The sequence below is a fragment of the Ureibacillus endophyticus genome, from assembly GCF_024159215.1.
In the GTDB taxonomy this organism is placed as follows: domain Bacteria; phylum Bacillota; class Bacilli; order Bacillales_A; family Planococcaceae; genus Ureibacillus; species Ureibacillus endophyticus.
The window spans coordinates 2,472,983-2,499,623 of the sequence record NZ_JAMYWW010000001.1; the positions used below are offsets into that span (position 1 = coordinate 2,472,983).

Annotated in this window: 26 protein-coding genes; 2 read left to right on the forward strand and 24 right to left on the reverse strand. The window is 35.4% G+C overall.

The window, feature by feature from the left end:
• Window positions 1-181: 181 nt before the first annotated feature.
• The 11 genes from trxA to zapA form a co-directional block, all read right to left on the reverse strand.
• The gene (gene trxA, locus NKR20_RS12165; protein WP_121212771.1) at window positions 182-496 is read right to left on the reverse strand and encodes a thioredoxin; all 315 of its coding nucleotides are present in this window, start codon (window positions 494-496) and stop codon (window positions 182-184) included.
• 158 nt (window positions 497-654) lie between these two features.
• Window positions 655-1,632 carry an electron transfer flavoprotein subunit alpha/FixB family protein gene (locus NKR20_RS12170; protein WP_253426947.1) on the reverse strand — a complete coding sequence of 326 codons (978 nt, stop codon included), beginning with the start codon at window positions 1,630-1,632 and terminating at the stop codon, window positions 655-657.
• A 36-nt stretch (window positions 1,633-1,668) separates the two neighbouring features.
• Complete coding sequence (locus NKR20_RS12175; RefSeq protein WP_121212769.1) at window positions 1,669-2,442, reverse strand: electron transfer flavoprotein subunit beta/FixA family protein; 774 nt, start codon at window positions 2,440-2,442, stop codon at window positions 1,669-1,671.
• A gap of 23 nt (window positions 2,443-2,465) precedes the next feature.
• The gene (locus tag NKR20_RS12180; protein ID WP_121212768.1) at window positions 2,466-3,239 is read right to left on the reverse strand and encodes an enoyl-CoA hydratase; all 774 of its coding nucleotides are present in this window, start codon (window positions 3,237-3,239) and stop codon (window positions 2,466-2,468) included.
• Between the two features lie 14 nt (window positions 3,240-3,253).
• Entirely contained in the window at window positions 3,254-3,835 is a 582-nt protein-coding gene (locus NKR20_RS12185; protein ID WP_121212767.1) for a TetR/AcrR family transcriptional regulator, read from the reverse strand.
• A gap of 96 nt (window positions 3,836-3,931) precedes the next feature.
• Complete coding sequence (locus NKR20_RS12190; protein WP_253426948.1) at window positions 3,932-5,623, reverse strand: AMP-binding protein; 1,692 nt, start codon at window positions 5,621-5,623, stop codon at window positions 3,932-3,934.
• 359 nt (window positions 5,624-5,982) lie between these two features.
• Window positions 5,983-6,396, reverse strand: a complete 414-nt coding sequence (locus NKR20_RS12195; RefSeq protein ID WP_121212765.1) for a DUF350 domain-containing protein — start codon at window positions 6,394-6,396, stop codon at window positions 5,983-5,985.
• 58 nt (window positions 6,397-6,454) lie between these two features.
• On the reverse strand, window positions 6,455-8,821 hold the full coding sequence (locus tag NKR20_RS12200) for an endonuclease MutS2 (RefSeq protein ID WP_121212764.1): 2,367 nt from the start codon (window positions 8,819-8,821) through the stop codon (window positions 6,455-6,457).
• Between the two features lie 34 nt (window positions 8,822-8,855).
• Window positions 8,856-10,565: a DNA polymerase/3'-5' exonuclease PolX gene (gene polX / locus NKR20_RS12205; protein WP_253426949.1), complete on the reverse strand. Its 1,710-nt coding sequence runs from the start codon at window positions 10,563-10,565 to the stop codon at window positions 8,856-8,858.
• A gap of 240 nt (window positions 10,566-10,805) precedes the next feature.
• Window positions 10,806-11,342 (reverse strand): CvpA family protein, encoded by a 537-nt coding sequence (locus NKR20_RS12210; RefSeq protein ID WP_121212762.1) that lies wholly within the window; start codon window positions 11,340-11,342, stop codon window positions 10,806-10,808.
• A gap of 5 nt (window positions 11,343-11,347) precedes the next feature.
• Window positions 11,348-11,614 (reverse strand): cell division protein ZapA, encoded by a 267-nt coding sequence (gene zapA, locus NKR20_RS12215; protein WP_121212761.1) that lies wholly within the window; start codon window positions 11,612-11,614, stop codon window positions 11,348-11,350.
• Between the two features lie 175 nt (window positions 11,615-11,789).
• On the opposite strand from zapA, the gene rnhC reads away from it, so the two are divergent.
• A complete protein-coding gene (gene rnhC / locus NKR20_RS12220) occupies window positions 11,790-12,740 on the forward strand; it encodes a ribonuclease HIII (RefSeq protein ID WP_121212760.1) in 951 nt (316 codons plus the stop codon).
• A 137-nt stretch (window positions 12,741-12,877) separates the two neighbouring features.
• On the opposite strand, the gene NKR20_RS12225 is transcribed toward rnhC, so the two are convergent.
• From NKR20_RS12225 to NKR20_RS12250, 6 genes are all read right to left on the reverse strand, one after another.
• Window positions 12,878-13,126 carry a (2Fe-2S)-binding protein gene (locus NKR20_RS12225; protein WP_253426950.1) on the reverse strand — a complete coding sequence of 83 codons (249 nt, stop codon included), beginning with the start codon at window positions 13,124-13,126 and terminating at the stop codon, window positions 12,878-12,880.
• Complete coding sequence (locus NKR20_RS12230) at window positions 13,127-14,329, reverse strand: NAD(P)/FAD-dependent oxidoreductase (RefSeq protein WP_253426951.1); 1,203 nt, start codon at window positions 14,327-14,329, stop codon at window positions 13,127-13,129. It abuts the gene before it with no gap.
• A complete protein-coding gene (locus NKR20_RS12235; protein WP_253426952.1) occupies window positions 14,316-14,597 on the reverse strand; it encodes a (2Fe-2S)-binding protein in 282 nt (93 codons plus the stop codon). Before NKR20_RS12235 ends, NKR20_RS12230 begins: the two co-directional genes overlap by 14 nt.
• Window positions 14,598-14,625: 28 nt before the next feature.
• Window positions 14,626-15,786, reverse strand: coding sequence for an NAD(P)/FAD-dependent oxidoreductase (locus tag NKR20_RS12240; protein WP_253426953.1), 1,161 nt, complete (start codon window positions 15,784-15,786; stop codon window positions 14,626-14,628).
• Between the two features lie 40 nt (window positions 15,787-15,826).
• The gene (locus NKR20_RS12245) at window positions 15,827-17,260 is read right to left on the reverse strand and encodes a sodium:solute symporter family protein (protein ID WP_121212755.1); all 1,434 of its coding nucleotides are present in this window, start codon (window positions 17,258-17,260) and stop codon (window positions 15,827-15,829) included.
• Between the two features lie 113 nt (window positions 17,261-17,373).
• Entirely contained in the window at window positions 17,374-17,913 is a 540-nt protein-coding gene (locus tag NKR20_RS12250; RefSeq protein ID WP_121212754.1) for a hydrolase, read from the reverse strand.
• A 364-nt stretch (window positions 17,914-18,277) separates the two neighbouring features.
• Here NKR20_RS12250 and NKR20_RS12255 point away from each other — a divergent pair, with 364 nt between their 5' ends.
• Entirely contained in the window at window positions 18,278-19,417 is a 1,140-nt protein-coding gene (locus tag NKR20_RS12255) for an IS110 family RNA-guided transposase (RefSeq protein WP_253428089.1), read from the forward strand.
• Between the two features lie 198 nt (window positions 19,418-19,615).
• On the opposite strand, the gene NKR20_RS12260 is transcribed toward NKR20_RS12255, so the two are convergent.
• From NKR20_RS12260 to NKR20_RS12290, 7 genes are all read right to left on the reverse strand, one after another.
• Complete coding sequence (locus tag NKR20_RS12260) at window positions 19,616-20,797, reverse strand: acetyl-CoA C-acetyltransferase (RefSeq protein ID WP_253428129.1); 1,182 nt, start codon at window positions 20,795-20,797, stop codon at window positions 19,616-19,618.
• Window positions 20,798-20,810: 13 nt separating this feature from the next.
• Window positions 20,811-21,236: an acyl-CoA thioesterase gene (locus NKR20_RS12265; RefSeq protein ID WP_253426954.1), complete on the reverse strand. Its 426-nt coding sequence runs from the start codon at window positions 21,234-21,236 to the stop codon at window positions 20,811-20,813.
• A 152-nt stretch (window positions 21,237-21,388) separates the two neighbouring features.
• Window positions 21,389-22,039 carry a CoA-transferase gene (locus NKR20_RS12270; RefSeq protein WP_253426955.1) on the reverse strand — a complete coding sequence of 217 codons (651 nt, stop codon included), beginning with the start codon at window positions 22,037-22,039 and terminating at the stop codon, window positions 21,389-21,391.
• Entirely contained in the window at window positions 22,026-22,706 is a 681-nt protein-coding gene (locus tag NKR20_RS12275; protein WP_121212750.1) for a CoA transferase subunit A, read from the reverse strand. The genes NKR20_RS12270 and NKR20_RS12275 overlap by 14 nt, the downstream gene beginning before the upstream one ends.
• Window positions 22,707-22,943: 237 nt before the next feature.
• The gene (locus NKR20_RS12280; protein ID WP_253428131.1) at window positions 22,944-24,296 is read right to left on the reverse strand and encodes an acetyl-CoA carboxylase biotin carboxylase subunit; all 1,353 of its coding nucleotides are present in this window, start codon (window positions 24,294-24,296) and stop codon (window positions 22,944-22,946) included.
• A 19-nt stretch (window positions 24,297-24,315) separates the two neighbouring features.
• Window positions 24,316-24,852 carry an acetyl-CoA carboxylase biotin carboxyl carrier protein gene (locus NKR20_RS12285; RefSeq protein ID WP_253426956.1) on the reverse strand — a complete coding sequence of 179 codons (537 nt, stop codon included), beginning with the start codon at window positions 24,850-24,852 and terminating at the stop codon, window positions 24,316-24,318.
• A 19-nt stretch (window positions 24,853-24,871) separates the two neighbouring features.
• The gene (locus NKR20_RS12290) at window positions 24,872-26,353 is read right to left on the reverse strand and encodes a hypothetical protein (RefSeq protein WP_121212747.1); all 1,482 of its coding nucleotides are present in this window, start codon (window positions 26,351-26,353) and stop codon (window positions 24,872-24,874) included.
• Window positions 26,354-26,641: the final 288 nt, after the last annotated feature.

Sequence of the window (26,641 nt, forward strand, 5' to 3'; positions counted from 1 at the left end):
CGATATCTTTATTATAAAATTTAGGTGAAGACAAAAGCGAGAGAAAAGATAAGCAAATTAATTACTTTGAAGAGCAAATATTTTAGCCAAATAAGCAAATAAATCCAGGTCAAAAGCAAATAATAAAGAAAGGCTGTGTTAAAAGTCATTTGACTTTTGACACAGCCCTTGATTAGTAGAATTATTTATTGTTGTTAATGAATTCAGCTAATGCTTCTTTTGGTTGGAATCCAACAGTTTTTGCAACTTGTTGACCATCTTTGAATAATAATAAAGTCGGAATTGACATTACTTGATATTCAGCAGCAGTTGCTTGGTTATTATCAACGTCTAATTTGACGATTTTTACTTCTTCTCCCATTTCAGCATCAAGCTCTTCTAAAACAGGTGCGATCATTTTACAAGGTCCACACCATGTAGCCCAGAAGTCTACTAATACTAAACCTTTTTCGATTTGTTGAGCGAAATCTTGATCTGTTGCGTGTGTAATTGCCATATAAATAGCCTCCTTATTCTAACATCAAATGTAGTATAGCATGATTTACCAGAGAAAAAATAATATTTTGCTTACTGTAGTATTATGTCGAATTTAAGAAGCTTTATTACGCTAGAAAAAACTGCAATCCTATTAAGAATTGCAGTTCACCAAATCAATTATGAATTAACTTTTAATGCTTTAAATTCTTCGATTAATAATGGAATCACTTCGAATAAGTCTCCAACAATTCCATAATCAGCTACTTTGAAAATGTTAGCTTCTGGATCTTTATTAATGGCAACGATTACTTTCGAGTTCGACATACCAGCTAAATGTTGGATTGCCCCAGAGATACCAGCAGCAATATAAAGATCTGGAGTAACTACTTTACCAGTTTGACCAATTTGAAGCGAGTAGTCACAGTATCCTGCATCACACGCACCACGAGAAGCACCAACTGCTCCACCTAGTAAGTTTGCAAGCTCTTTTAAAGGTTCAAAACCATCAGCAGATTTTACACCACGCCCACCTGAAACAATTACTTTTGCTTCCGATAAGTCTACACCTGTCGATGCTTTACGAACTACTTCTTTAATAATTGTACGTAAGTTTTGAATATCAACAGAAAGTTCTACTACTTCACCAGCACGGTTTGTATCTTGTTCAATTGGTGCAATGTTATTTGGACGAATTGTTACAAAAACAATCCCATCTTTAATTTTCACTTTTTCAAATGCTTTACCAGAATAAATTGGACGGATAAATAATGCATCATCACCAGTACCTTCAATTTCAGTAACATCGGAAATTAATCCACTTTGTAATCTTGAAGCGATTTTTGGTGATAAATCTTTTCCTAAAGAAGTATGACCAAGTACAATTGCATCTGGTTTCACTTCATCTTTAATAGCAAGTAACGCTTGGCTAAAGCCATCAGAAGTGTATGATTTTAAATGTGGATGCTGTACGACTACAACACGGTCTGCCCCATATTCTATTAAGCTACCAGCTAATTGAGAAACTTGATCGCCAATTAGTGCGCCTACAACTTCTCCACCATCAGCAATTTTTTGTGCTGCTGCAATTGCTTCAAAAGAAACATTTCGTAAAGCCCCTTCACGTACTTCGCCTAACACTAACACTTTCTTTGCCATATATAAATCCCTCCGTTACCCTTTTTCGTTATCCTCTTAGACTACTTTTGCTTCAGTATGAAGTAAGTTAACAAGCTCTTTTACTTGTGCAGATAATTCCCCTTCTAAAATACGTCCAGCAGATTTTTGCGGTGGTAAGAAAATCTCCACAGTTTCAATTTTTAACTCAACATCATCTTCATCGATGTCTAAATCATCTAATTCAAGTTCTGCTAGAGGCTTTTTCTTAGCCTTCATAATCCCTGGTAAAGATGGGTAACGTGGCTCATTTAATCCTTGTTGAGCAGTTACTAATAATGGTAAAGATGTTTCAATAGTTTCCAAATCCCCTTCAACATCACGAACAATCTTTACGTTCGTTCCATCGATTTCTAAATTTGTAATTGTCGTAACGTAGTTAATTCCTAATAAATCTGCAACGCGTGGACCAACTTGACCTGTTCCACCATCAATTGCAACGTTACCAGCTAAAATTAAATCAGCATCTTTATCTTTTAAATATTCTGCTAGAATATAAGCTGCTGCCCCTTGATCTAATTCATCTAAATCATCTTCTGTATTAATTAACACTGCTTCATCAGCACCCATTGCCAACGCGGTTCTTAGTTGTTTTTCTGAATCTTCTCCACCGATAGTAACAACAACTACTTTGCCACCCTTAGCATCGCGTATTTGGATTGCTTCTTCAATCGCGTATTCATCATATGGGTTAATAATAAATTCAGCACCATCTTCTTGAATTTTACCATTTTGAATAACAATTTTTTCTTCTGTGTCAAATGTACGTTTTACTAATACAAAAATATTCATAATTACTGACCTCCAGTTATAAATTATTTTCCTTTAAAGGATGGTTGCCTTTTTTCTATAAATGCTTGAATTCCTTCTTTGGCATCTTCAGACTCGAATACAGTACCAAAGCTTTGAGCCTCAGCCTTTACCCCTTCATGGAATGATTCAGATTTATTATATTGCAACATTTGAATCGCAGTTTTTAATGCGATAGGGCTCTTTAAAGCTATTTTTTTTGCAATCTCTAACGTTTTTGGTAGTAATTCATCAACTGGATAAGCTTTATTTGCTAATCCCCATTGGACTGCTTCAACCCCAGTAATTGGTTCACTTGTGAAAAGCATTTCTGCTGCCTTTGCCACCCCAACATAACGTGGTAGTCTTTGTGTACCCGCAAATCCTGGTATTAAACCTAGTTGCAATTCAGGCAGTCCAAGTTTTGCATCTTCAGAAACAAAACGCATATGACAACCCATCGCCAGTTCCAAACCACCGCCAAGTGCAGCACCATGAATCGCAGCGATAACTGGTTTTGGGAAAGTTTCTAATCGTTCGAATACTTGTTGTCCACTGCTTGCTAGTTCAGAAAACTCTGCTCCAGAAGCAACTTCTGTAAATTCTTTGATATCTGCCCCTGCAGAAAAGAAGCGCCCTTCACCATGTAATACAATAACGCGAACTGTATCATCATTTTCTACAGCATCTAGTAACTCGTTAATTTCTATAATTAATCCCCTTGATAGTGCGTTTGCAGGTGGTCGCTGAATTGTAACAATAGCAACTGCATCTTCCACCTTCCAACGTAAATATTCCATTTCTCCCACACCCTTTAATTCTTTATTCCATTTAATAACAACTGCGTAACTTTTGGAGCAGTAGCAATTAAATCGTAACGATATTCATTCATTACCCAAGTTGTAATGGTTTCATCAATGGTACCAAATACCATTTGTCGAGCAATTCTAACATCCATATTTGGATTGAATTCTCCACTAACCATACCTTCAATTAATATTTCGTCTAATAACTTCAAATACTCTTTTAATACCGAGTTAATCTTTAATCGCAATTGTTTACTCGATTGTCTCAATTCTAATTGCGTGACTGTTGCAAGGTGGCGATCATTTGCTAGGACCGTAAAATGGTTTTCAATCATTCGAGAAAGTTTCTCAGTTGAAGATTCTCCATTTTTGATGATTTCTTGTAAATTCTCAATAAATACACCCATTTTTTCTTCAAAAACCGAGATTAATATATCTTCCTTATTTTTGAAATACAAATAAATTGTACCGTCAGCAATTCCCGCTTGTTTTGCAATCTTTGAAACTTGAGCTTGATGATAGCCATTTTCTGCAATCGCAATAACAGCAGCATCAATAATTTGTTTATACTTCGGTTTATCACGCTTCATATAGCTCACCACCAAAAAAATATGAAAACATGAATGACGATTCATTCATGTTTTCATATTATAATTTATTCAACTTTCTGTCAATATTTCACTATATTATTTAGCCTGTAATTCTAAGTTTTTTTGTTTTTCTTCTTCCACTAAAGTACGTCTTAATATTTTACCCACTGCAGTCTTTGGTAATTCTTTACGGAATTCATAATATCGTGGCACTTTGAATGCAGCTAAATTTTGACGGCAATATTTATCTAATTCTTCCTCTGTTACAGATTTTCCTTCTTTTAAAACGATAAAAGCTTTTACCGTCTCTCCACGATAAGGATCAGGAATTCCCGCTACCACACATTCTTGTACTGCATCGTGTTCGTATAGTACTTCCTCTACTTCACGTGGATAAATATTAAATCCACCAGCAATAATCATATCTTTTTTGCGATCAACTACATAGAAATATCCATTTTCATCCATATAGCCTAAATCTCCTGTTAAGAACCATCCATCTATAAATGTCATTGCAGTATCTTCAGGTCGATTCCAATAGCCTTTCATCACTTGAGGTCCTTTAATGGCAATTTCTCCAATTTCTCCAGGAGGCAAAATTATTCCATCACTAGAACGGAGGATAACGGCATCCGTATCTGGCCATGGTACGCCGATTGAGCCCTTCACGCGATTACCCCAGATAAAATTAACATGTGTAACTGGCGAAGTTTCCGTTAGTCCATAGCCTTCCACTAATTTCCCACCAGTTATTGCTTCAAATTTTTCTTGCACCTCAACAGGTAATGGAGCAGAACCACTTAAACAAGCCTTAATAGATGATAAATCATATTTTCCTATTTCAGGATGATTCAATAACCCAATGTACATGGTTGGTGCACCAGGGAATAGTGTTGGTTTATGTTTGTCTATTGCTTTTAAAGTTTGTTCAATATCAAACTTTGGTAATAGCACCATCTTGGAATATTTCATGACTGATAAAATTAATACAGTTGTCATCCCATATACATGGAAAAATGGAAGTACACCTAAAAATACTTCTTCCCCGTCTTTACATTTATACATCCATGCATCACACATTTTTGTATTCGCAATTAAATTTTTATGAGTTAACATAACTCCTTTTGGTGATCCCGTAGTTCCACCCGTATATTGAAGCAATGCAATATCATCTTCTGAATTAAAATCAACTTCGAGTGATGCAGGTTCTTGTGTGCGCATAATTTCAGTAAATAAATGTGTAATGCCTTTATGTTCTACTTTGACACTAAAGCCATATTGTTTTTTTTGTATAAATGGATAAATTAAATTTTTCGGGAATGGTAAATAATCTTTAATTGCTGTGATGATAACGTTTTCAATTTTCGTTCTCTTTATCACTTTTGTAATTCTTGGATATAGTATATCTAATGATAAAATAACTTTAGCACCGGAATCTTCCATTTGATATTGTAATTCACGTTCAGTGTAAAGTGGGTTTGTTTGGACAACAATACCACCCGCTAATAAAACACCGTAGTAAGCGATAACTGCTTGCGGACAATTCGGTAACATAATCGCAACACGGTCACCTTTTTCCACACCTAAACGCCTAAGATAATTTGCAAATTTTAATGAGGATTCATACACTTCCTTAAAAGTTAGATTTCTTCCCATAAAGTGAACAGAAATTTTATTCGGATGCTTCTCATATGCCCTAGTTAATAAACTTTGAACAGGTATATCCTCATAGGTTAAACTATGAGGAATTTCTTCTGGATATTGCGAAAGCCACACTTTATCAGTCATGAAAATCCTCCTCTTTATTCAAATTTTTAAATTTTCTTACAATTATTATAATTGAAAAGGAAAAGGCTTTCAAACTATTTTTATAAAACTTTCAAAAATTTGCTAGAAAACGTAAAAATATTCTCGTTTTAATAGCATTGTTATTGATGATTAGATAATAAAATTGGTAGATGATTTCACCAAAAATACTATAATAAGATAACAACTAAACTACGGTATAAACAAAAAAACTAGTAGATTATCCCATTAATCTACTAGCATTAAACCATTTTATATAGTAGACAAATAATAAATGCCTACAATTAAAAATAAAATACAGACAACTATTAATACTTTTGCTAATTTCTCCATTTGTCCTCCTATACAATGCTTGCCCCAATGACAAATGATAAACCGAGAGAAATAGTAAAGGAAATAAATCCAACTGAACGATTATCATTCGCTATCTCTTCATCAACTTTGAAGCGTGGTGTTAAAAACTCGAATAAAAGATACGCAAAAATTAATAATACAAATCCAAAGAATCCCCAACCGACCATTTCAAGTAAGGTCGAATGACGTTCAATCGAATATCTAAATATATTACAAATGCCTAGTATTTTTCCCCCAGTAGCAAGAGCTACGGCGACATTCCCCTTTTTTATTTCATCCCAATTTTTATATTTAGTAACTATTTCAAATACAACCATTGAAACAACCAAACAGAGTACTACAACACTAAAGTATCCTGCTGTTTCTACTAAAGGGTGTTGCCAAAAACTCGAACCTAGCATAATGTCATCCCCTAATTCTAAATTTTAGATGGAGAAGTAAACTCCACCTAAAATTTTGTTATTTCAATTCAACTATAGTGACGCCAAATCCACCTTCACCTGCTTCACCATAGCGGAATGACTTCACACGTTTATGTCCTTTAAGGAAGTTTTGAATTCCTTGTCTTAATGCACCCGTGCCTTTACCATGGATGATTGAAACGCGTGGATAATTAGCCAGAAGTGCATCATCTATATATTTTTCTGTACGTAGGATAGCATCTTCATACCGTTCTCCACGTAAATCCAATTCTAATTTCACATAGGAATTACGATTTTTAACATTTGTCATAGCGACAGTTTGTTTTTGTTTTTCTGGCTTCACATATTGTAAGTCTGATTCTTCTAATTTCATTTTTAAGATGCCGATTTGTACAACCCATTCTTTTTCCGATACTTTCTCAAGTAACGTCCCTTTTTGACCATAACTAATAACTTTTACTTCATCGCCAACTTTTAGATTCTGCTCACGTTCTCTAATTTGTGCTTGCTTCTTGAGTACAGGGTTCTCGATTGGTGCTGCTTCTTCTAGACGTTTTTTCGCATCGATTAGCTCGTGTTCTTTAATAGCCTTATTTGCATTTTCACGCATTTCGCGTAGTTCTGCAATAATTTTTTCAGCCTCTTCTTTTGCTTGGTCAACAATTTTTCGGGCTTTGTCTTTTGCCTTCTTCTCTAAATTATCTTTCTTTTCATCAAATGTTTTTAAGCGTTCATTAAGTTCTTCATGTAATGTACGTGCCTCTTCAAGTAGTTCATGTGCTTCTTCTGCTTCACGCTCAGAACGACGTCTACTTTCTTCTAATGAAGCAATCATTGCTTCAACTTCATGACGGTCAGAACCAGTGAAGGATTTTGCTTGATTGATAATTGATTCTTTTAAGCCTAGACGTTTTGATATTTCAAATGCATTTGAACGACCTGGAACTCCAATGAGTAAACGGTATGTTGGACTCAATGTTTCCACATCAAATTCAACGCTAGCATTTACTACTCCAGGACGATTATAGCCATATGCTTTCAGTTCTGGATAATGGGTAGTTGCCATTACTCTAGCACCTCTGCCAACTACTTCATCCAATATAGAAATCGCTAATGCTGCACCTTCTTGTGGGTCCGTTCCTGCTCCAAGCTCATCAAATAATACAAGCGATCTTGAGTCAAATTTACTTAAAATATCTACAATATTTACCATATGAGATGAGAATGTTGATAAAGATTGTTCAATGGATTGTTCGTCACCAATATCAGCAAATAATTGGTCGAATACGGCTAATTCTGACCCGTCTAATGCTGGAACAGGTAAACCAGCTTGCGCCATTAATGTACAAAGTCCAACTGTTTTTAATGTAACAGTTTTCCCCCCTGTGTTTGGCCCAGTAATAACAATTGCTGTAATATCTCTTCCAAATTCAATTGTATTTGGAACGGCATCCTCTATTGGAATAAGTGGATGTCTAGCACGAACGAGTTTGATATAGCCTTCTTCATTAATTGTTGGTTTTGTACATTTATTTGCTTGTCCGTATTTCCCCTTAGCTAAAATGACATCGATATCACCTAAAATTTGAACTAGAATAAATAGTTCATGAGCAACTTCTTGAACTTTGGCAGAAAGTTCCGTTAAAATTCGTTCAATTTCAACTTTCTCTTTAATTTTTAATCGACCAATTTCATTATTTGCCTGTACAACGGATTCTGGTTCGATAAATAGCGTTTGTCCTGAAGAAGATTGATCATGGACTATACCGCCGTAATGGGCACGGTATTCTTGTTTTACTGGAATTACAAAACGGTCATTTCGAATTGTCACAATGGCATCTGATAGCATTTTTGACGCATTGGATCCGCGCGTTAAACTTTCTAACTTTTGACGCACCTTTGCTTCTTCTGAACGTAATGATTGGCGAATGGATCGTAAAGTCGTACTAGCAGAATCTAGAACTGTACCATTATCATCAATACAATCATTTATTTCATGTTGTAATGCAGTAAGTACAGGTAATTGCTCTTTTCGTTCAATGAAATGAGGAATTTGGATTTCTCCCTCTTCTTGAATTTCTTCAATAAAATTACGCAAGATTCGACTTGCGCGGATTGTACTTGCAATTTCCATTAATTCAACAGGGCTTAACATACCGCCGATTTGTGCTCGTTTGGCATGTGGTCGCACATCAAAAATGCCCCCCATTGGTACATTTCCTTTTACACGTAAAATCGAAAGTCCTTCATCCATTTCTTCTAACAGTTCAACAACTTTTGCAAATTCTGTTTCGGGAATTAGTTGTTCAATTGCACTTTTACCTAATGAAGATGTACAGAATGTGGCTACTTGTTCACGTACTTTATCATATTCTAATGTCTTCAATGCTCGTTCTGCGATCACTCCCGAACACCTCCTAAATCATACTTATATTTCTCTACTTGTTTTTTCTAATAAAAGTTTCAAATTGTTCTTTTGACCATGTATTTACAACTAAATCTTTTTTCACCCATGCTTTTTGCGCATATTTCGTACCAATTTCCATAAATAATAGTTGCTCAATTGCATGGGCATCTGTATTTATTGCGATTGGCACATTTAATTCCATCGCCATCATAAGATGTTCTATGCATAAATCTAAACGGAAAGGGTTCGCATTTAGTTCTAAAATTTTACCGTACTCATTTGCCCATTGGATTAATTGCGGTATATCAGGATTATAACCTTCACGTTGACCTATAATGCGCCCAGTTGGATGAGCAATCATGTGTACATATGGATTACTGATTGCAGTAAATAACCTTTTCATAATCTTTTCCTGAGGTTGTGAAAAACTAGAATGGATTGATGCAATTACAAAATCCAGTTCTTTCATCACATCATCGTCATAATCTAACGTTCCATCTGGTAAAATATCCATTTCTGTACCTGCATATAGGGTAAAGTTTGGATGTGTTTCATTAAACTCAAAAATATCAAGACGCTGTTTTTTCAATCTTTCAGGAGTTAATCCATTTGCGACTTTTAAATATTGAGAATGGTCCGTAATCACACCATGTGTATATCCACGACTAATTAAAGCCTCACCCATTTCTCGAACAGTGTGGGCACCATCTGACCAAGTTGTATGCATGTGTAAATCAGAGACAATTGAATCTAAGGTAACAAGATTGTCTAATTCATCTAAACGTTCAAGCTCTTTACCAGACTCCCTTACTGTTGGCGGGATAAATGGTAAATCAAAATGAGCAAAAAATTCTTCTTCTGAATCAAATGTTACAATCGTTCCATCTTGTTGTTCAACACCATATTCACTAATTTTCTTGCCTTGTTCTTTTGCTAATTGACGCATGCGAACATTGTGATCTTTTGAACCTGTAAAATGATGGAGAGCCGTTGCAAATTCATTTTCAGCAACTAATCGGAAATCGACACTTACTGGGTCTTCCCCGTCAATAATGACAGACACTTTTGTATCCCCTGCTGCGACTACTTCTTTTATTACTAAGTTTTCAAGCAATTGTTCCTTCACTTTTTCTGGCTTGTCCGTAGCAACAATAAAATCAATATCTTTACTCATCTCACTGACACGACGGAAACTTCCTGCTACTGAAAACTTTTGAATTTCTAAAATGTCCAAAAGTACATTTTGAATATCCACCACCACTGTTTGTAAATACCAAATCGGTAGACGTTCTTTCCGTTCTCCAAAATGTTCTAGTTCTTTTAAAATCTTTTCTTCTGTTTTCGGACCGAAGCCTGCCAGTTTTTGAACAGCGTTGGATTCACAAGCTTCTTTTAATTTTTCTGCACTATCAATGCCAAGTTCACTATAGAGTTTAGCAAGTTTTTTCCCACCAAGGCCAGGAAGCTTCAATAATGGAATTAATCCTTTAGGTACTGCTTCTTCAAGCTCTTGTAATTGTGATGATTCTCCTTTTTCAATCAACTCATGGATGACAGCAGCTGTACCTTTTCCGATACCTTTAATTTTCGTAATGTCTTCTATCTCATCTAGACTTCTTTCATCTAGTTCCAGGGCATTGGCAGCTTTTCGAAAAGCTGAAATTTTAAAAGGGTTTTCACCTTGAAGTTCAAGTAATAGCGCAATTTTTTCTAATGTTTTGATAACGATTTTTTTATTCATAAAGAACCTCCGTCCATGCGAAATAGATTCAATTTGTCATCGTGAAAAAGGAAAGTGGCTGTCCAGAAAATGTAATTCATCTAGACAGCCTATCCTATTCTTATTAAATTTCTGTAAAAAATGTTGTAAATATATTTAAGTTTCGTTACAGAAATTGTGCTCCTGGGGTGGTCGCATTAAAATGCCACCATCCTCGTCTCAAAGGGGACGTCTAAAATAAATTTTCAGACGTCCCCTTTACTATTTATAAATATACCACCAATTTTGTACAATTTTAGTCAAAATCGGTGTATGTTCTAACATAAGATTAGCGATAATTGAACTGCCCATTAAGTTTTGAACAGAACTAATTGGTATCAATGCTAACACATACATAATAATAAACAAAATAAAATAAAACTCTACAAAGCAAAGTGCTGCACCTAGAACTCGATTCACCGAGTTTAATATAGGAAAATACTTTAAGAAATCGAATACAGAAGCTAAAATTTGCATTGCAAGTTTAACGACAAAGAAAATTACTGCAAAGGCAATAATTCGATAAAACGTTTGATCGACATCTAAACTATCTAAAATTAACGTCATGGAAGAATCTTGTGTAATTCCTGGATAAGGAACCCATAAAACAAATTTTTCTGCCAATGGTTTATAATAGATATACGCAACTAGTAGTGCAATAAAAAAACTAGATAAGTGAATGGCTTGCACAATAAAGCCACGTTTCAATCCAACAAGTAAACTACCAGCAAAAATCAGTAATAAGATAATATCTAACATTTATTTCAACCCTTTAATTTTTTCAGCTCTTCTTCAAGCTGTTCAACTTGCTCTTTTAATTTTAATAGTTCATGAACAGTATTAACAGCTGTAAGTACTGCTAACTTTGAACTATCTAAAGATGGATTATGTATATGTATTTCTTTCATTTTATCATCTACTATGGATGCAACTAATCGCATATGACCAGTCGATTCAGTTCCTACCATTTTATAAGAATGACCGTAAATTTCCACGGTTATTCGATTTTTTACTTGTTCCTGATCAACCAAAATAATACCTCCCAGAACGTATATAACAAGCTAATCTTTCAAAATGAAAGAAAAAGTCGATAATCTATATCGTTTTATTTCTATCAAATTAGAATATATTTGGAAAATTTATAATACATATCATAACATGAAACGTATTTTGATGTGAACAACGAACCAAGAAAGGGACGAACTTATGTCGAATATTGTGTTACAACTTTCATCAGAGATACAAAATGAAATAAAAACTTACTATGCAACTTCTACGGTGGAACGAAATGCACCGGGTGTCATTTTTGCTGCTAAACTTCCAGATACAGCAATAACGATTTATAAATCCGGTAAAGTAATGTTTCAAGGCATCGGTGCAAAACGTGAAGCAAGTCGTTGGGGTGAAGTGAAAGAAAAAAATCCTGTACAAAACCCTAATCCCAATGCAATTAACGCAAAAGGCGATAAACTTCCAGAGAACTTTGCTACAATGTCGGTTATCGGTTCGGATGAAACAGGTACTGGCGATTACTTTGGACCAGTAACGGTTGCAGCTGTTTATGTACCAAAAGATAAAATTGAATTAATTTATGAAATTGGTGTTAAGGATTCAAAAATGTTAAATGACACCCTTATGACAAGAATGGCTCCAGATATTATGAATATTTGTCCCCACAGCATATTAACTTTACGGAACGAAAAATATAATCAGCTTCAAGCAAAAGGCTATTCTCAAGGAAAAATAAAAGCAATGCTTCATAATCAAGCGTTAAAAAATGTTTTATCGAAAATTGCGCCTAAAAAACCAGATTATATTTTAATTGACCAGTTTGCAGAACGAAATATTTACTATAACCATTTAAAAAATGAGAAAGAAATTGTTCGTGAAAATGTATTATTCTCAACAAAAGCTGAACAACTACATAGCGCCGTTGCAGCAGCCTCTATTTTAGCTCGTTATGCCTTTTTAAGAGAAATGGATCGACTAAGTAAAATTGTAGGAACTGAACTACAAAAAGGAGCAAGTGGTAAAGTTGATGAAATGGCAGCGAATATTTGGTTAAAACACGGAGAAGAAACGTTACGCTCTATGGCGAAATGGCATTTTGCTAATACCGATAAAGCCCGCCATTTAATTGAGAAAAAAAGAAAATAGAAAAGGGATTGTCTGAAAACTTGTTTTGAGACAATTCATATGCGACGAGGATAGTGGAAATTTATTTCGACTACCGCAGGAGCAAAGCTAAGAAGAGGGCTGTTCAGTAAAGTTTACCTTACCGGACAAGCCCTTTTCTATAATTTTCCTAATGGTATTGGACGAACCGGTGCTTGTGCTTTTTGGGTTTGTTCTATTTCATTTTGACCAATTGATTTTTGTAAAATATCCCTCAAAATCGGTTGACACGTTCTTCCTTGACAATACCCCATTCCAGCTCGAGTCCTTTTTTTAACCCCTTGAACACTTGTGCTTCCCTCATCTATCGCTTTTAAAATCGATTCCAGGCATACCCCTTCACATCGGCATATTAATAGATCATCCATCTATATTTTTAAATACTCCTCCCATTTGTCTCTCATAATTTGTCTCCCTTTACGAATTTCCGGAAGAAATGTAATTGGCGAAAGATTTCTTGCCTGTTCTACCTCATTAAATGCAACAGATATTTCATTTTCACTACTTAAATTAAATTCTCTTAAAATACTCCTTGCGGCAAGTTTCCCTTGGGCCATTGCCACTTGAGCACCTTCAATACCAGTAATATTACCTGCAACATAAATTCCTTCTACTGTAGTTTTCAAATGTTCATTATGCAATGGAACAAATCCACCTAGTTCAGGAATATCTATAATGACACAATTAGCTAATTGAGACAGATCAATCAGCGGTAATAACCCTCCAGATAGGCAAACCGTATCTACATGTAAAGTTTTTTCAACCTCTGTTACTTCACCATCAATCTTTAAACTTCTTACATTGACACTCTGAACTTCTGCGCGGCCGTTGATTTGTGTTACTGCTTTTCTAAAATAAATCGGAATCCCATTTATTTTTAGTTGCTTATATTTCAGCAAATGTAATAAAAGTTTTGTATAAGCGCCATGAACAAATTTTCCACCCAAACGATAAATTGGATTTGTCGCCATTCCAGCAGCCGATGCAACAGATTCTAGTACTTCTTTAGGATTGCTTTTTTGATTTAACAAGTTTGTAGTAGGTGGTAAAAATAATCCTTTCACATTTACCCCTGCATGTTTCATTTCAATTGCGACAGAAATGGATAGTGGATCAATCCCAATAAAAATAACATTTTGCCCAATTTTAACATTGTGGAGATTCGTAAATGTTTGGGCTGCTCCGACAGTAACGACCCCTACCTTTTGCCATCCAGGTATAGGCAATGCTTTTTCTATTGCTCCCGTAGCTAATAAAATTGCTTTTGCCTCTATCACTTTTACCACTTCATTTGATAGAAAAACTTTTTTATCCTCTATTTTCCACACGGATGTGTCAAATAAAAATTTCACACTTAGTGCCTTTGCTTTGTCAGCCAAATCCTTTGCAATTATTTTCCCAGCCCAAACTTGTTTCTTTCTTCTGTCCTCATATAACTGCCCTAACAAACGTCCACCTAAACGATAATTTTCATCCACAATAACTACTTGTAGACCTTTTAAAGCAAGTTCAATGGAAGCAGTTAATCCAGCAGGGCCAGCACCAATAATAACAACATCACACTTCATCATTTTGCACACCAGCAAGATTACTTTTGACAATCATATTTTCTTCAATTAATGTTAGACAAGTACGTATTCCCGGAACGCCATTCACTGTTGCTCTACATTCAAAACAATGCCCAATTCCACAATAGACCCCTCTTTGTTCTCCGGTAATCTCACATTGACGGATTGCTCGAATTCCATTATTAAATAATGCTGCTGCAATTGGCTGTCCTTCAATCCCTTTTAATTCTTTCCCATTAAAGATAAAATGGATTTCTTTTTGCTTAGCCATCGTAACCCCTCACAAATTTGAATTTAACCTAGTAGGTAAAACTCTCAAAAAAACGACTCAAATGAAATGGTGTTAAATCCATCTCAGTTGTTTGGTCAGTAACTATTTCTGCAATCATTTGACCCGTGATAGGAGCTAGTGCAACACCATCCCCCTCATGACCAGCAGCAATATATAACCCACTAACTGTAGGAACTTCACCAATAATCGGTAAATTATCAGGAGTGAATGGTCTGAAACCAACAAAGGAACGAATTAAATTAACATGCTGTAAACATGGAAAAGCAGCAATAGCCTTTTTAGCTATTTCCGTTAGGATGAAGCTATTCACAGAGGAATCAAAACCAGCAAGTTCCCTGGAACCTCCAATTAATAGATTTCCACTTTTCGTTTGACCCATTGATAGTCCGATTCCTAATGGATTTTTTTCAGGCGGTTCTTTTTGTAATTTCGATACAATATATGAACCACCTAAAATATTACAATTTATTATTTTAGGTAATTTTTCAGTAACTAAAATAACGCCTTTTCGTGGCATAATCGGTACTTCTAAATGGAGTGAACTTAGTAAACTAGTTACCCATACACCACAACAAAGTACAACGCTATCTCCATATATTTCACCTTGTGTTGTATTTACACCGATTACACGACCATTAACTTCTATGAGGTTTGTAACTTCACAATTTAAGTGCATTGTCATATTTGCTTTAGATGCAGCCTTTGCAAATGCAAAGGCTGTTTTAAGAGGATTTACTTCTGCATCTTGTTCACACCAAGTAGCAGCTAAAATTTTTGGAGACAGGTTTGGGTTTATCTTCCTTGCTTCATCACCAGTAATAATTGTAACTTTTAAACCAGCTTCTCTTTGCTTTTGAACATGTTCATAGAGTACTTTTAATTCCTCTTCATTATTAATTAAGATCATGCCGCCACCGTTTTCGTACTCTAAATCTTCCCCTAATTCTTCTTCAAGATTTTTATACAATTCCGCGCTTTTCATCGCCATTGCTAGCGTCGGCCCGGACTTTTTCGACTGTAACATTATTGCCTTGTCACATGCACCTGACGTACCTGCAGCAATATCCTTTGCATCAATCAGAACAACATTTACATCTTTTTTGGATAAATAATAAGCTACTGATGTTCCAATAATTCCTGCTCCGATGACGATGACCTTTTGCTTCAACGTCAATACCCCCAAAATAAAACCCAAGTTTTAGCCTATATTATGCATGCTCAATATTAATCGTTCTATCCGAGTCTGTTTTATTTGGGAGTAATAAAGACACTAAAACCGTTAAAATTGCAGAAACTAATACACCCCACAAGATACCATATATTACCGATACAATAGCACCTGATACAAGGCCGATACGTCCGCCCCATACGGAGACTTTACTATTTTGAGAACCCATTTCAAATTTCTCAGATTTTCGCTTTTTCCATATAAGCCCGATAATTAATACAGGTACGACCCCTCCACCAGTCATCGTATACGCGAAGGAGAATAAACTGATAATGGATTCTGAATATACCGCTGCTAAAATAGAGAAAATCCCCACTAAAACTACTAGCCATCTTGAAATAGCAATTATTCTTTGATCCTTTAACTCTTTCGAAAATGGAATAATTAGATCATTCACAATAACAATGGCTGCCGAATGTAATTGTGAAGAAGCACTAGAAATGGCTGCTAAGTAGATTAAAATAAAGAATAAAATCGCTACTAACTGAGTCATCTCGTTTAAAATAAGCCAAGAAATCGCATTACTAGCTTCAACATCTGGATTAATCGCTTTCACTATCATACCTGAAACAGAGGCTAAAATAGTAAAGATGATTGCAGCAATACCACTATAAAACATTGCTCGACTCGCTGCTTTTGGATTCACTGCAGCAAAACTTCTTTGCCAATATACTTGAGCAGCTAAAATACCAAAACACCCAGTAATGAATAGATTTAAGACTTCCCAACCGGAAATACTTAATTCCGTTAAGTGACTAGCACCTACATCAGCTAACATCGTTTGAAGATTAGAGTAGCTAAAATCGACCTTTGCAAATACCTTAATATAGAACCATACGGCAAGACCTAATAGTAATACCCCTTGAACGAAGTCGGTCCATACAACGGATAACATACCACCAACTGTTGTATAAATAATAAATACAGCAGAAAAGAAGAAAATTAATGGAAGAGGGTCCGCGCCAGTAAATACAGAAAATAATGCACCCATCCCCTTTGCTTGCCCACCAATCCATGCAATCATAATGGCAGAAGTCAAAATACCCACAATGGCACGAGAGACTTTATCCCGTAGTATGAGATCATTTAAAAGTTCTGCAATACTTTTATAAGTAAAACGTGCAGCAAACCCTGCAAATATTAGAGCAAATAATATCTTTGATCCTTGCTCACCAATAATAAATGGGATATTCGCAACACCTACTTCAAATCCCTTTGAAGAATGTCCTACAAAGTTTCCAACACCCATAATTGTTGCTATATCAGTAAATAAAATTAAGAAAAATGGTAAGGTTCCACCAGCTATAGCGAATTGTAAAAAACTTTCACTCGACTTTTTACGGAAGCGTAAAGACATACCAATAAAGAAAAGACTTAGTAGTATCGTAATCACCCAGGTCCACGTAGCTAACATTACATTCCCCCTTTTTTATTGGTAATGTATGTCTATGCTTTATTAACATCATATATAAATTAAAAACCGTACTACCAACTTTGCTACCAGTGATAGTACGGATTAACTATTTCTTATTTTACAAGTTTACTAATTGCTTTAAATGTATCTCCTTTAGCAACCTGAAGCATTTCAAATAATGCCATTTCGACATTCGTCACTTTCGCACCAAGTTGGACCATTTTTTGTAGTCCAATGGCAGAATTTTGTGCTGTTCGTGAAGAAACACAATCTGCTAAAACTTCTACCTCATAGCCATTAGCAAGTAAGTGTGCTGTTGTTTGATAGACACAAATATGTGTTTCAATTCCTGCTAATAATACTTTTTTACGTCCTGTTGCTTCTAATTGTTGGACAAACTCTTCTGTATCATAAGCACTAAATGTAATCTTTTCAATTGGTTGTTGATCTGTTAAATGTTGTGAAATTTGTTCAACAGTTGGGCCAAGTCCTTTTGGATATTGTTCTAACCAAAGTACCGGCAATCCCAATATTTTTACACCTTCAGTTACTTTTGCAATATTACTTATCACTTCTTCACTATTATCAACAATTTGAGCTAACTTTCCTTGAATATCAATTAGTACAAGTACAGTATCTTCTTTTTGTAACATAATCATTTCCCCTTTGTATTCCAATTTCTTTCCTTATTATATATTGAATAAATAGTAAATTGAATTCTAAATATATGAAAATACTCCTTAACCCAGATAATTCTTGCATAAAAAACCTTCATGAGTTTTTTACACCCAACCCAAGCATGAAAATAAGTACCTTCGGTTCATAATGGTAATGACACAAACAGATGTAAGACGTGGTCTTTTTTGGTGGCTTTGACCCTGTATAAAAAACTGTTTGAGTGAATTTGGTGTTCAACCCTTTGTTAGCTCCACTTGATAGTAGGATGACTACGTACAGAAAAATGCTTATCTTCAAATTCACTCACTGTTTGTGATCATTTTAATTTGGAGTGATTTAATGGAAGTATTTATTGAGAAGTGTGCAGGTTTAGATGTACATTCTGAAACGATTGTAGCTTGTGTTATTAAAGGAACTCGTGAGGACGAATTGTATACGGAGACTGAAACATTTCCAACACTCACAAAAGATTTGTTTCGATTATTAAAATGGTTAGAGACTCATGAGGTTACACACATTGCAATGGAAAGTACGGGCGTGTATTGGAAACCTGTTTTTAATATCTTAGAAGATTTCTTTGACATTACATTAGCGAATGCTCAACGAATTAAAAATGTACCTGGAAGAAAAACAGATGTTTCAGATGCAGAATGGATTGCGAAGTTGCTACGACATGGTTTAATTGAGAAAAGCTTTGTACCACCTGTAAACATTCGTGAACTTAGGGATTTAACAAGACTTCGTAAGAAGTGGATTGGTCATTTAACTTCCGAAAAAAATCGAATTCAAAAGGTATTAGAAAGTTCAAATGTAAAACTAAGTACTGTTATTTCTGATGTATTTGGCGTTTCGGGACGGAGACTATTGAATCGATTAATCGAACAAGGTTATGTTGATGAAGATGATGTAGAAAAAGACATTCATGGGAAGTTGGCTCCGAAAAAGCAAAGGATTACCGATTCATTATTTGGCACAATTAATGAGCATCAAATCTTTCTCATTCGTCAATCCTGGCAACACATTCAATATTTAGAAACCTTGATTTCAGAAATCGATGAACGTGTAGATCAATTACTACAAAATTATCAAGAAGAACTACAATTGTTAATCACAATACCGGGAATAAGTAAAGATACTGCCGCAGTAATTATTGCAGAAATCGGAGTAGACATGGGACAGTTCCCGACATCTCAACATCTTGCATCATGGGCAGGCGTTTCACCGGGTAATCACGAAAGTGCTGGTAAAAGAAAGAGTACACGTACTGTGAAAGGAAATCCTCATATTAAATCAGCTATGTGTGAAGCAGCGTGGGCTGTTTCAAGAAGTCGAAACCGATGGCTAGCAAACAAATATTGGTCACTCGCTGCACGAAGAGGAAAGAAAAAAGCACTCGTTGCGATCTCACATCGAATGCTTCGGGTTATATACTCCATGTTGTTAAACAAGGAGGCTTATAAAGAACCCCAAATAATATAGGTTAACCAAAACCAAAAAGTTTTATACAAAGTTACCCCACAACAGGTAGCTCTGCTTTCTTATTGGCTTTTTTCGGTCAATTTAAGAATAAACATATCTGATCAATAATATTCAAAGACCGAAGGGATTATTTATTTTCACAGAAAAAGAACCCATTTATTAATGGATTCTGATATAGTAATAGTTTTTATCGTAGTATTAGCTTTTTAAATTTTCCCACACAGCCGCGATTCCTTGTCCACCGCCAATACAAACTGCACTTACACCATATTTAGCGTTTCTTCTTCGTAGTTCATAAAGTAACGTTAAAGAGATTCTCGTACCACTCGCTGCTAATGGATGACCAATTGCTACAGCACCGCCATTAACATTACCAATTTCTAAATCAAATCCTAATTCCTTTTGACATGCTAAATATTGAGCAGAGAAAGCTTCATTAATTTCAATCAAATCGATATCGTCTAAAGTTAAATCTGCTTTTCTCAACGCTGATTGGATTGCTGGTACTGGTCCTATCCCCATATACTTTGGCTCTACTCCAACAACATCCCATGAAACTAATCGAGCAATTGGTTGTAAGTTGTTTGCTTTTGCATATTCGCTTGAAGCAACAATCATCGCTGCTGCACCATCTACCATCCCGCTAGCATTTGCTGGTGTTACTACTCCATCTTTTACGAAGCGAGGCTTAAGCTTTGCTAATTGTTCTAAAGAAGACTTTCTTACATGGTCATCGTTCTCAATCACCACATCGCCTTTCCTTGTTGATATAGTAACAGGAACAATTTCCTCTGCGAAATATCCTTTTTCAATGGCGTTTAAAGCACGTTCATGACTTGTTAATGCATGAAGATCAACTTCTTCACGAGAGATATTATATTTACTAGCTAGATTTTCAGCAGTTTCTGCCATAGAACATCCACCAACCGTATCATTTAGCCCTTCCCATAACCAATCTTCTACAACTGTTGAACCAAGAGGGGTACCTGATCGCATACCTTTCACTACATGAGGAACTTGACTCATACTTTCAGCTCCTCCAGCCAAAACTACTTGCGCTTCCCCTGTCTTTATTAGACGAGCAGCAGAAATTAGCGCTTCTATTCCTGTCCCACATAATCGATTTACTGTCACAGCCGGTACTTCAATAGGTATCTCAGATTTCAATCCGACGTGCCTTGCAAAAAATAGGGCATCCTTACTAGATTGATGTACGTTACCAAAAACTACATGATCGATTTCTTTTGGATCAATTCCAGATTTTTTTATCGCTTCCTTTGATGCAATTGCACCTAAATCAATCGCGCCTATATACTTAAAAGTCCCTGAAATATTAGTAAATGGGGTTCTAGCACCATTTAAAATAACAATTTCCATAATAAAACCACCTATTCTATTTCTTAGTTAATATTAATGTAACTTCAGAAATCATTTTATATCTTATCTCCATAGGAATTTCCATTGCTTTTGGAGTATCTAAAAATGAAGTCCAAGCTCTAATTTCATATCCTTGGGCAACACAATCTTCTCCCTTATAAAACTCATGTGAGATTTTAAAAACTTTACGATGCAATTCACTAATAACACTTTTTACAGTTACTTGATCCTCGAAAAATAACGGTTTCTTAAATTGACATAATGCTTCTACTAAAGGAACGTTTATTTTCATTGTTTCAAATATAGTATTTGATCGAATCTCACTTTTGTTTAGATATTCATGGGTTGCCTCATCCATCCATTTATAAAAATTTGGGTAGAACACAATGCCAGCAGCGTCTGTGTCACCCCATCTAACTTTAAAGTCATATTCTACTAGCATAATTAATTCCCGCCCTATATTGGTATTCCATTTCGATAAACTAATTCGAATAAAAATGGCAACGTTATAAGAAAGGGGTGTCCCATAATTAATTGGACATCCCCTACGTTTCGCCTAAATAAATCTTTATTGTATTCTGAATCATTTTGAAACTATGCGTTGTATTGTACTGTTTTATCAATTAATGGTAAATTTAACTTTTTTGAAAGTTCCTCGATGGACAAATCACCATATATATCAATCACGTGGATGCCATCTTTTTCAAAAGTAAATGCTGCATATTCACTTACGAATAAATCTACTTTTCTTTCACCACTAGACTTGTATGTTAATTCATCTACTAATTTAGGCGAACCATCTTTTGAAAATAATAAGGATGCTACAATTACTTTTTTAGCTCCTGCAACTAAATCCATTGCTCCCCCAACCCCTAAAATAGGTTGATTTGGAACAGCCCAGTTGGCAATTTCACCTGTTTTATCAATTTCAAGTGTCCCTAAAATGGCTACATCAATATGGCCACCGCGAATCATCCCAAAAGAATCTGCGCTATTAAAGAATGCTGCACCTTTCGTAATTGTAACAGGTGACTTTCCTGCATCTACAATATCTGGATCCACCTCATCTATTGGTGGTCTCGGTCCCATTCCTAATAATCCATTTTCAGTTTGTAAATAAACTTGTTTATCTCCAAGAAAAGATGTTACTAACGTTGGAATTCCAACACCTAAGTTGACTACATCTCCGTCTTTTAGTTCTTCTGCAATTCTTTTTGCAATAATTGCTTTACTATCTAGACTCAACGTACGCACCTCTTTCCTTTTTGTATCCCGTTTGAACTATGTAATCTACATAGAGATGTGGGGTTACAATAATTTCTGGATCTAATTCATCTACAATTTCATCCACTTCAGCAATGACAATATCAGCTGCAGTTGCCATCATTGGATTGAAATTACGTGCAGTTGCGTAATAAGTTAGGTTCCCTAATTTATCTGCTTTTGCAGCCTTAATTACTGCAACATTACCCCGTATAGCTTTTTCAAAGACATACCGTTCTCCATCGATTTCACGAATCTCTTTTCCTTTACTCAATTCTGTTCCAACTGCAGTTTTTGTGTAAAAGCCACCAATTCCTGCACCACCAGCACGTATCGCTTCAGCAAGTGTGCCTTGTGGAAGCAATTCAATTTCTAATTCGCCTCTTGACCAGGCCATTACCGCTTCTCTATTAATAGTAAAAAAAGAGCCGACAGCTTTTTTTATTTGTCCCGCTACAAATACTTTGTGTAACCCTTGTCCGTTTTCGCCAAGGTTATTACTAACAATTTCTAAATCTTTTACATTTGTACGAGCGATTTTGTCTAAAATAGTTAATGGACTACCTGTAGCACCAAATCCTCCAACTAGAATTCGGTCTCCATCTTTCACTAATTCTTCTATTTTGTCTATATTAACTAATTTCTTCATTCCTTCACCTCATACATGATTGTCTGGCAAAACCTTAAACTAGTAATAAATAGTGCTAATTGCCATCCAAAAAGTTATTTTGTATGATAAGAAAAGGATTTATAATTTAGCAACAATTCGCATTTTATGCATTAGTATTTTGTTTGCAGACAAAACAATGCATCGAATTGTTTTCGGTTCCCAAACCTAATCAAATTATAAATCTCTTTCCTTGAGACAATTAGTATAAGTTGCAGCTTACACTAATTGTCTTGCATTCATTATATTTTCAACTAACTTCGTATTCACTTTACCAGAACGGAATTGATCACTAGACAAGACTTCTTTTAAAAACGGTATAGTTGTACTAATTCCTTCTACTTTAAACTCGTCTAATGCCGCAAGCATACGTCTTATTGCATGATCACGATCATTTCCAAGGACAATTAGTTTACCAATCATAGAGTCGTAGAAAATAGGTACTTTATATCCTTGATAGCAATGGGAATCAACGCGAACTCCTGGACCTTGAGGAATTTGCCATTTTGTAATAACACCTGGTGTTGGACGGAACCCTTCATTCGGTTCTTCTGCATTTATTCGAACTTCAATAGCATGTCCTCTTATTAGAATGTCTTCTTGGCTATAACGTAATGGCTCTCCATTTGCAACATGTATTTGTTCTTCAATTAAGTCAACATTTGTAATCATCTCTGTTACAGGATGCTCTACTTGAATTCGTGTGTTCATTTCTAAGAAATAGAACGTACCAGCATCTTGGTCAACAATATATTCAACTGTTCCAGCACTTTGGTAATTCATTGATTGTGCCAGTTTAACTGCAGATTGACGAATTTCTTCACGTAATTGTTCTGAAATGAGTGGTGCAGTTGCCTCTTCCACTAATTTTTGATGTCTACGTTGCGTTGAACAATCTCGCTCACCCAAATGAATCACATTACCATATGAATCACCTAAAACTTGAATTTCAATATGGCGTGCATTTGCGATGTATCTCTCAACATACATAGATGAATCACCGAATGCAGAAAGTGCTTCAGCTGATGCAGATTCAAAGGTTGATTGAATTTGCGATTCATCTGTAACAATTTTCATTCCTCGACCACCGCCACCAGCAGCAGCTTTAAGCATGACAGGTAGTCCGATTTGCTTTACAATCTTCACAATTTCATCCACAGAATTTACTTTTTCAGAACCAGATAGTATTGGCACTCCACATTCTTTAGCCAATGATCGAGCTACTAGTTTGTTCCCCATTTTTTCAATGTGCTCAGGTTTCGGTCCAACGTAGATGATGCCGTTTTCTTCACAAGCTTTTGCAAGCGCTGGAACTTCAGATAAAAAACCATACCCCGGATGAATAGCATCTACTCCAACTGCTCGTGCAGTAGTAATAATAATAGGTATATTTAAATAACTTTTTTGAGAATTTGCAGGTCCTAATACGACAACTTGGTCAGCTAATTGCGCAGGTAGACTTTCTTTGTCAGCCTCTGAAACAGCAAGTACTGTTTTAATACCTAGTGCTTTACAAGTACGTAAGATTCGTAATGCAATTTCTCCTCTATTGATAATAAGTAAGCTTTTAATTTTCAAAGATTTATACCTCCTACTTAACTTTTACAGAAATAAGCGCATCTCCGTACTCAACTAGTTGTGCATCCTCAACATGGATCGCTACTACTTCTCCTTCAACGCCAGCAGGAATTGCACTAAATACTTTCATAATTTCAATTAATCCTACTGTAGAATCTTCAAATACTTTATCTCCAACTTTAACGTATGGAGCAGCTCCAGGTTCTGATTGAGCATAGTAAATTCCTGTTGTTGAAGCTGTAATTGTCACAACACCTTCTTGTTCCGGAACCTCTACTTTTTGTTTTTGTTGGACTGGTTCAGCTACAACTTCTTCTACCACTTCCGGTTTTTCAGCTACTGCTACTGCTTGAGCTACAGGCGCGGATTCTTGAGCAACCGTATTAGCAACTATTGTTGAATTAATAGTAGGTACCACTTCTTTACCTATTACAATTTTATTCTCACCGTCTTCAACCGCTAAATAATTGAAAGGCGAACTTTCTAATTTCTCAATAAGCTTTGTTAATTCCGTTACTGATAAATTCTTTTCAAAAATTTGATTAGACATATTTTATTCCTCCCAATGTTTATTTACTTGATAATACTAACGATTGATTTTTTGTTTGAATTTGTACATGTTTAATACTACTATTTTTACTAATATTCGATAAAAGTTGTTCAAGTGGTGCTTTTGCAGAGAAGTATTGTTTATATGGCCCGGCTTTGCGCATTTCTTCAATATCTTTTGTACCTTTCATAATATAGCGCAACATAAATTCTTCATCCGAAAGTGTTGGACCACCAAATTGTTCTTTTAACTTTTTGATCGGTATATCTTCAACCGGCTTATAATGTAACTCTTTAGCACGTGGTAAACTTAAGAACTTATCTTTTAAGTTTTGATCCATCATTAAATATCCTGAATCTTCACTATATATTCCTGCAGCAAATTGAATTAATTCGTCAATAACTACTTTGTAACGTTCACCTGTCGCCACGTTGATAGCCGCTTGCGTTACCATAAATTGAGAGTATGGCGTAATCATCACTGGATATCCAAGTTCAGCACGAATGCGAATTGATTCTTCTACCACTTCTTCAACTCGGTCTTGTAAATTCATACCAATTAGCTGATAACGTAAGTTAGAAATTACACCACCAGGAACTTGGTGAATATATTGCGAATAGTCATATTCTAGAGGAGCACCAATTGGTAAGTTGTCCTCTTTTGCAACAACCATTAACTTATCTGAAACTCTTTGAATACGTTCAATATCCAAACTATGACCAAAATTTAAATGTTTTGCATTTTCAATTGTGGTAAATACAGATGGTTGGCCCGATCCACTCGCTAATGGTGGGATTGATGTATGAAGAGTTCTTACACCAAGTTTCATTGCTTCTACATAAAGCTCATTTGCAAGGCCAGTTGTACCATGAGTATGGAACTCTATTGGAAGTCCATTTGAGTTTTCTATAATAATAGGCAATATTCTTCTTAAACTTTCAACCGTTAATAGACCAGCCGCGTCTTTAAAATAAATAACATCCGGCTTATTTTTTACGATTTCTCTAGTTTTCTTAGCAAAATATTCATCCGTGTGTCTTGGAGAGATACTATAGGCAATGGCATGTACTACCTCTACCCCTTTACTGCGCAAGTAAGGTAAGAACCACGGGAAATCTGTTTTTAAATTTCCAAATATATTGGCCATTGTTTGAACACGATTTAGTGCACCCCGATCAATTAGAAGATCATAAAATAGCTTTGAAACAGAAGGAGGTGTTTCTAAAAGTTCGAATAACACTAAGCCTGGTTCACCCATAAATGCCTTTTTTGAATTTGGCATTTTCTCCCCAATAATTCTCACTAATTCCCATGGATCTTCTTTCAAATCACGTACAATTTTTTTGAAGTTGTAAGGCATAATTGGCACTTCAACAACATCAAAACCCGCTTGATCTAAATCTTCTGCAACCGCTTCCACCATACCCACTCGAGATTCAGCAGCCCACAAACTTTGTGTACCATCCCTTAACGTGGTATCAACATAACGAATTTTTTCCATAACGATTAACACACCCTTTTGTTAGAAAATTTAGAGTTTTAGAAAATGCATTTTTCATAGAATAAATTTGATTATTAGAGAAAAATACGCAATTTCTAAGCGGAATCCGTATTCCGTATCCAAATTCTAACTTGAGTGTTATACAATGTCAACACAATTTATAAAATTCTGAAAATATTTTAGATTGTAATTTTTTCTTTTTTAATATTATTAATGTGTTATTTTAAGAAAATAATTTAATTTAGGATGGACTTTCTGTAGAATACTAAGAATACACTTGCTATTTAG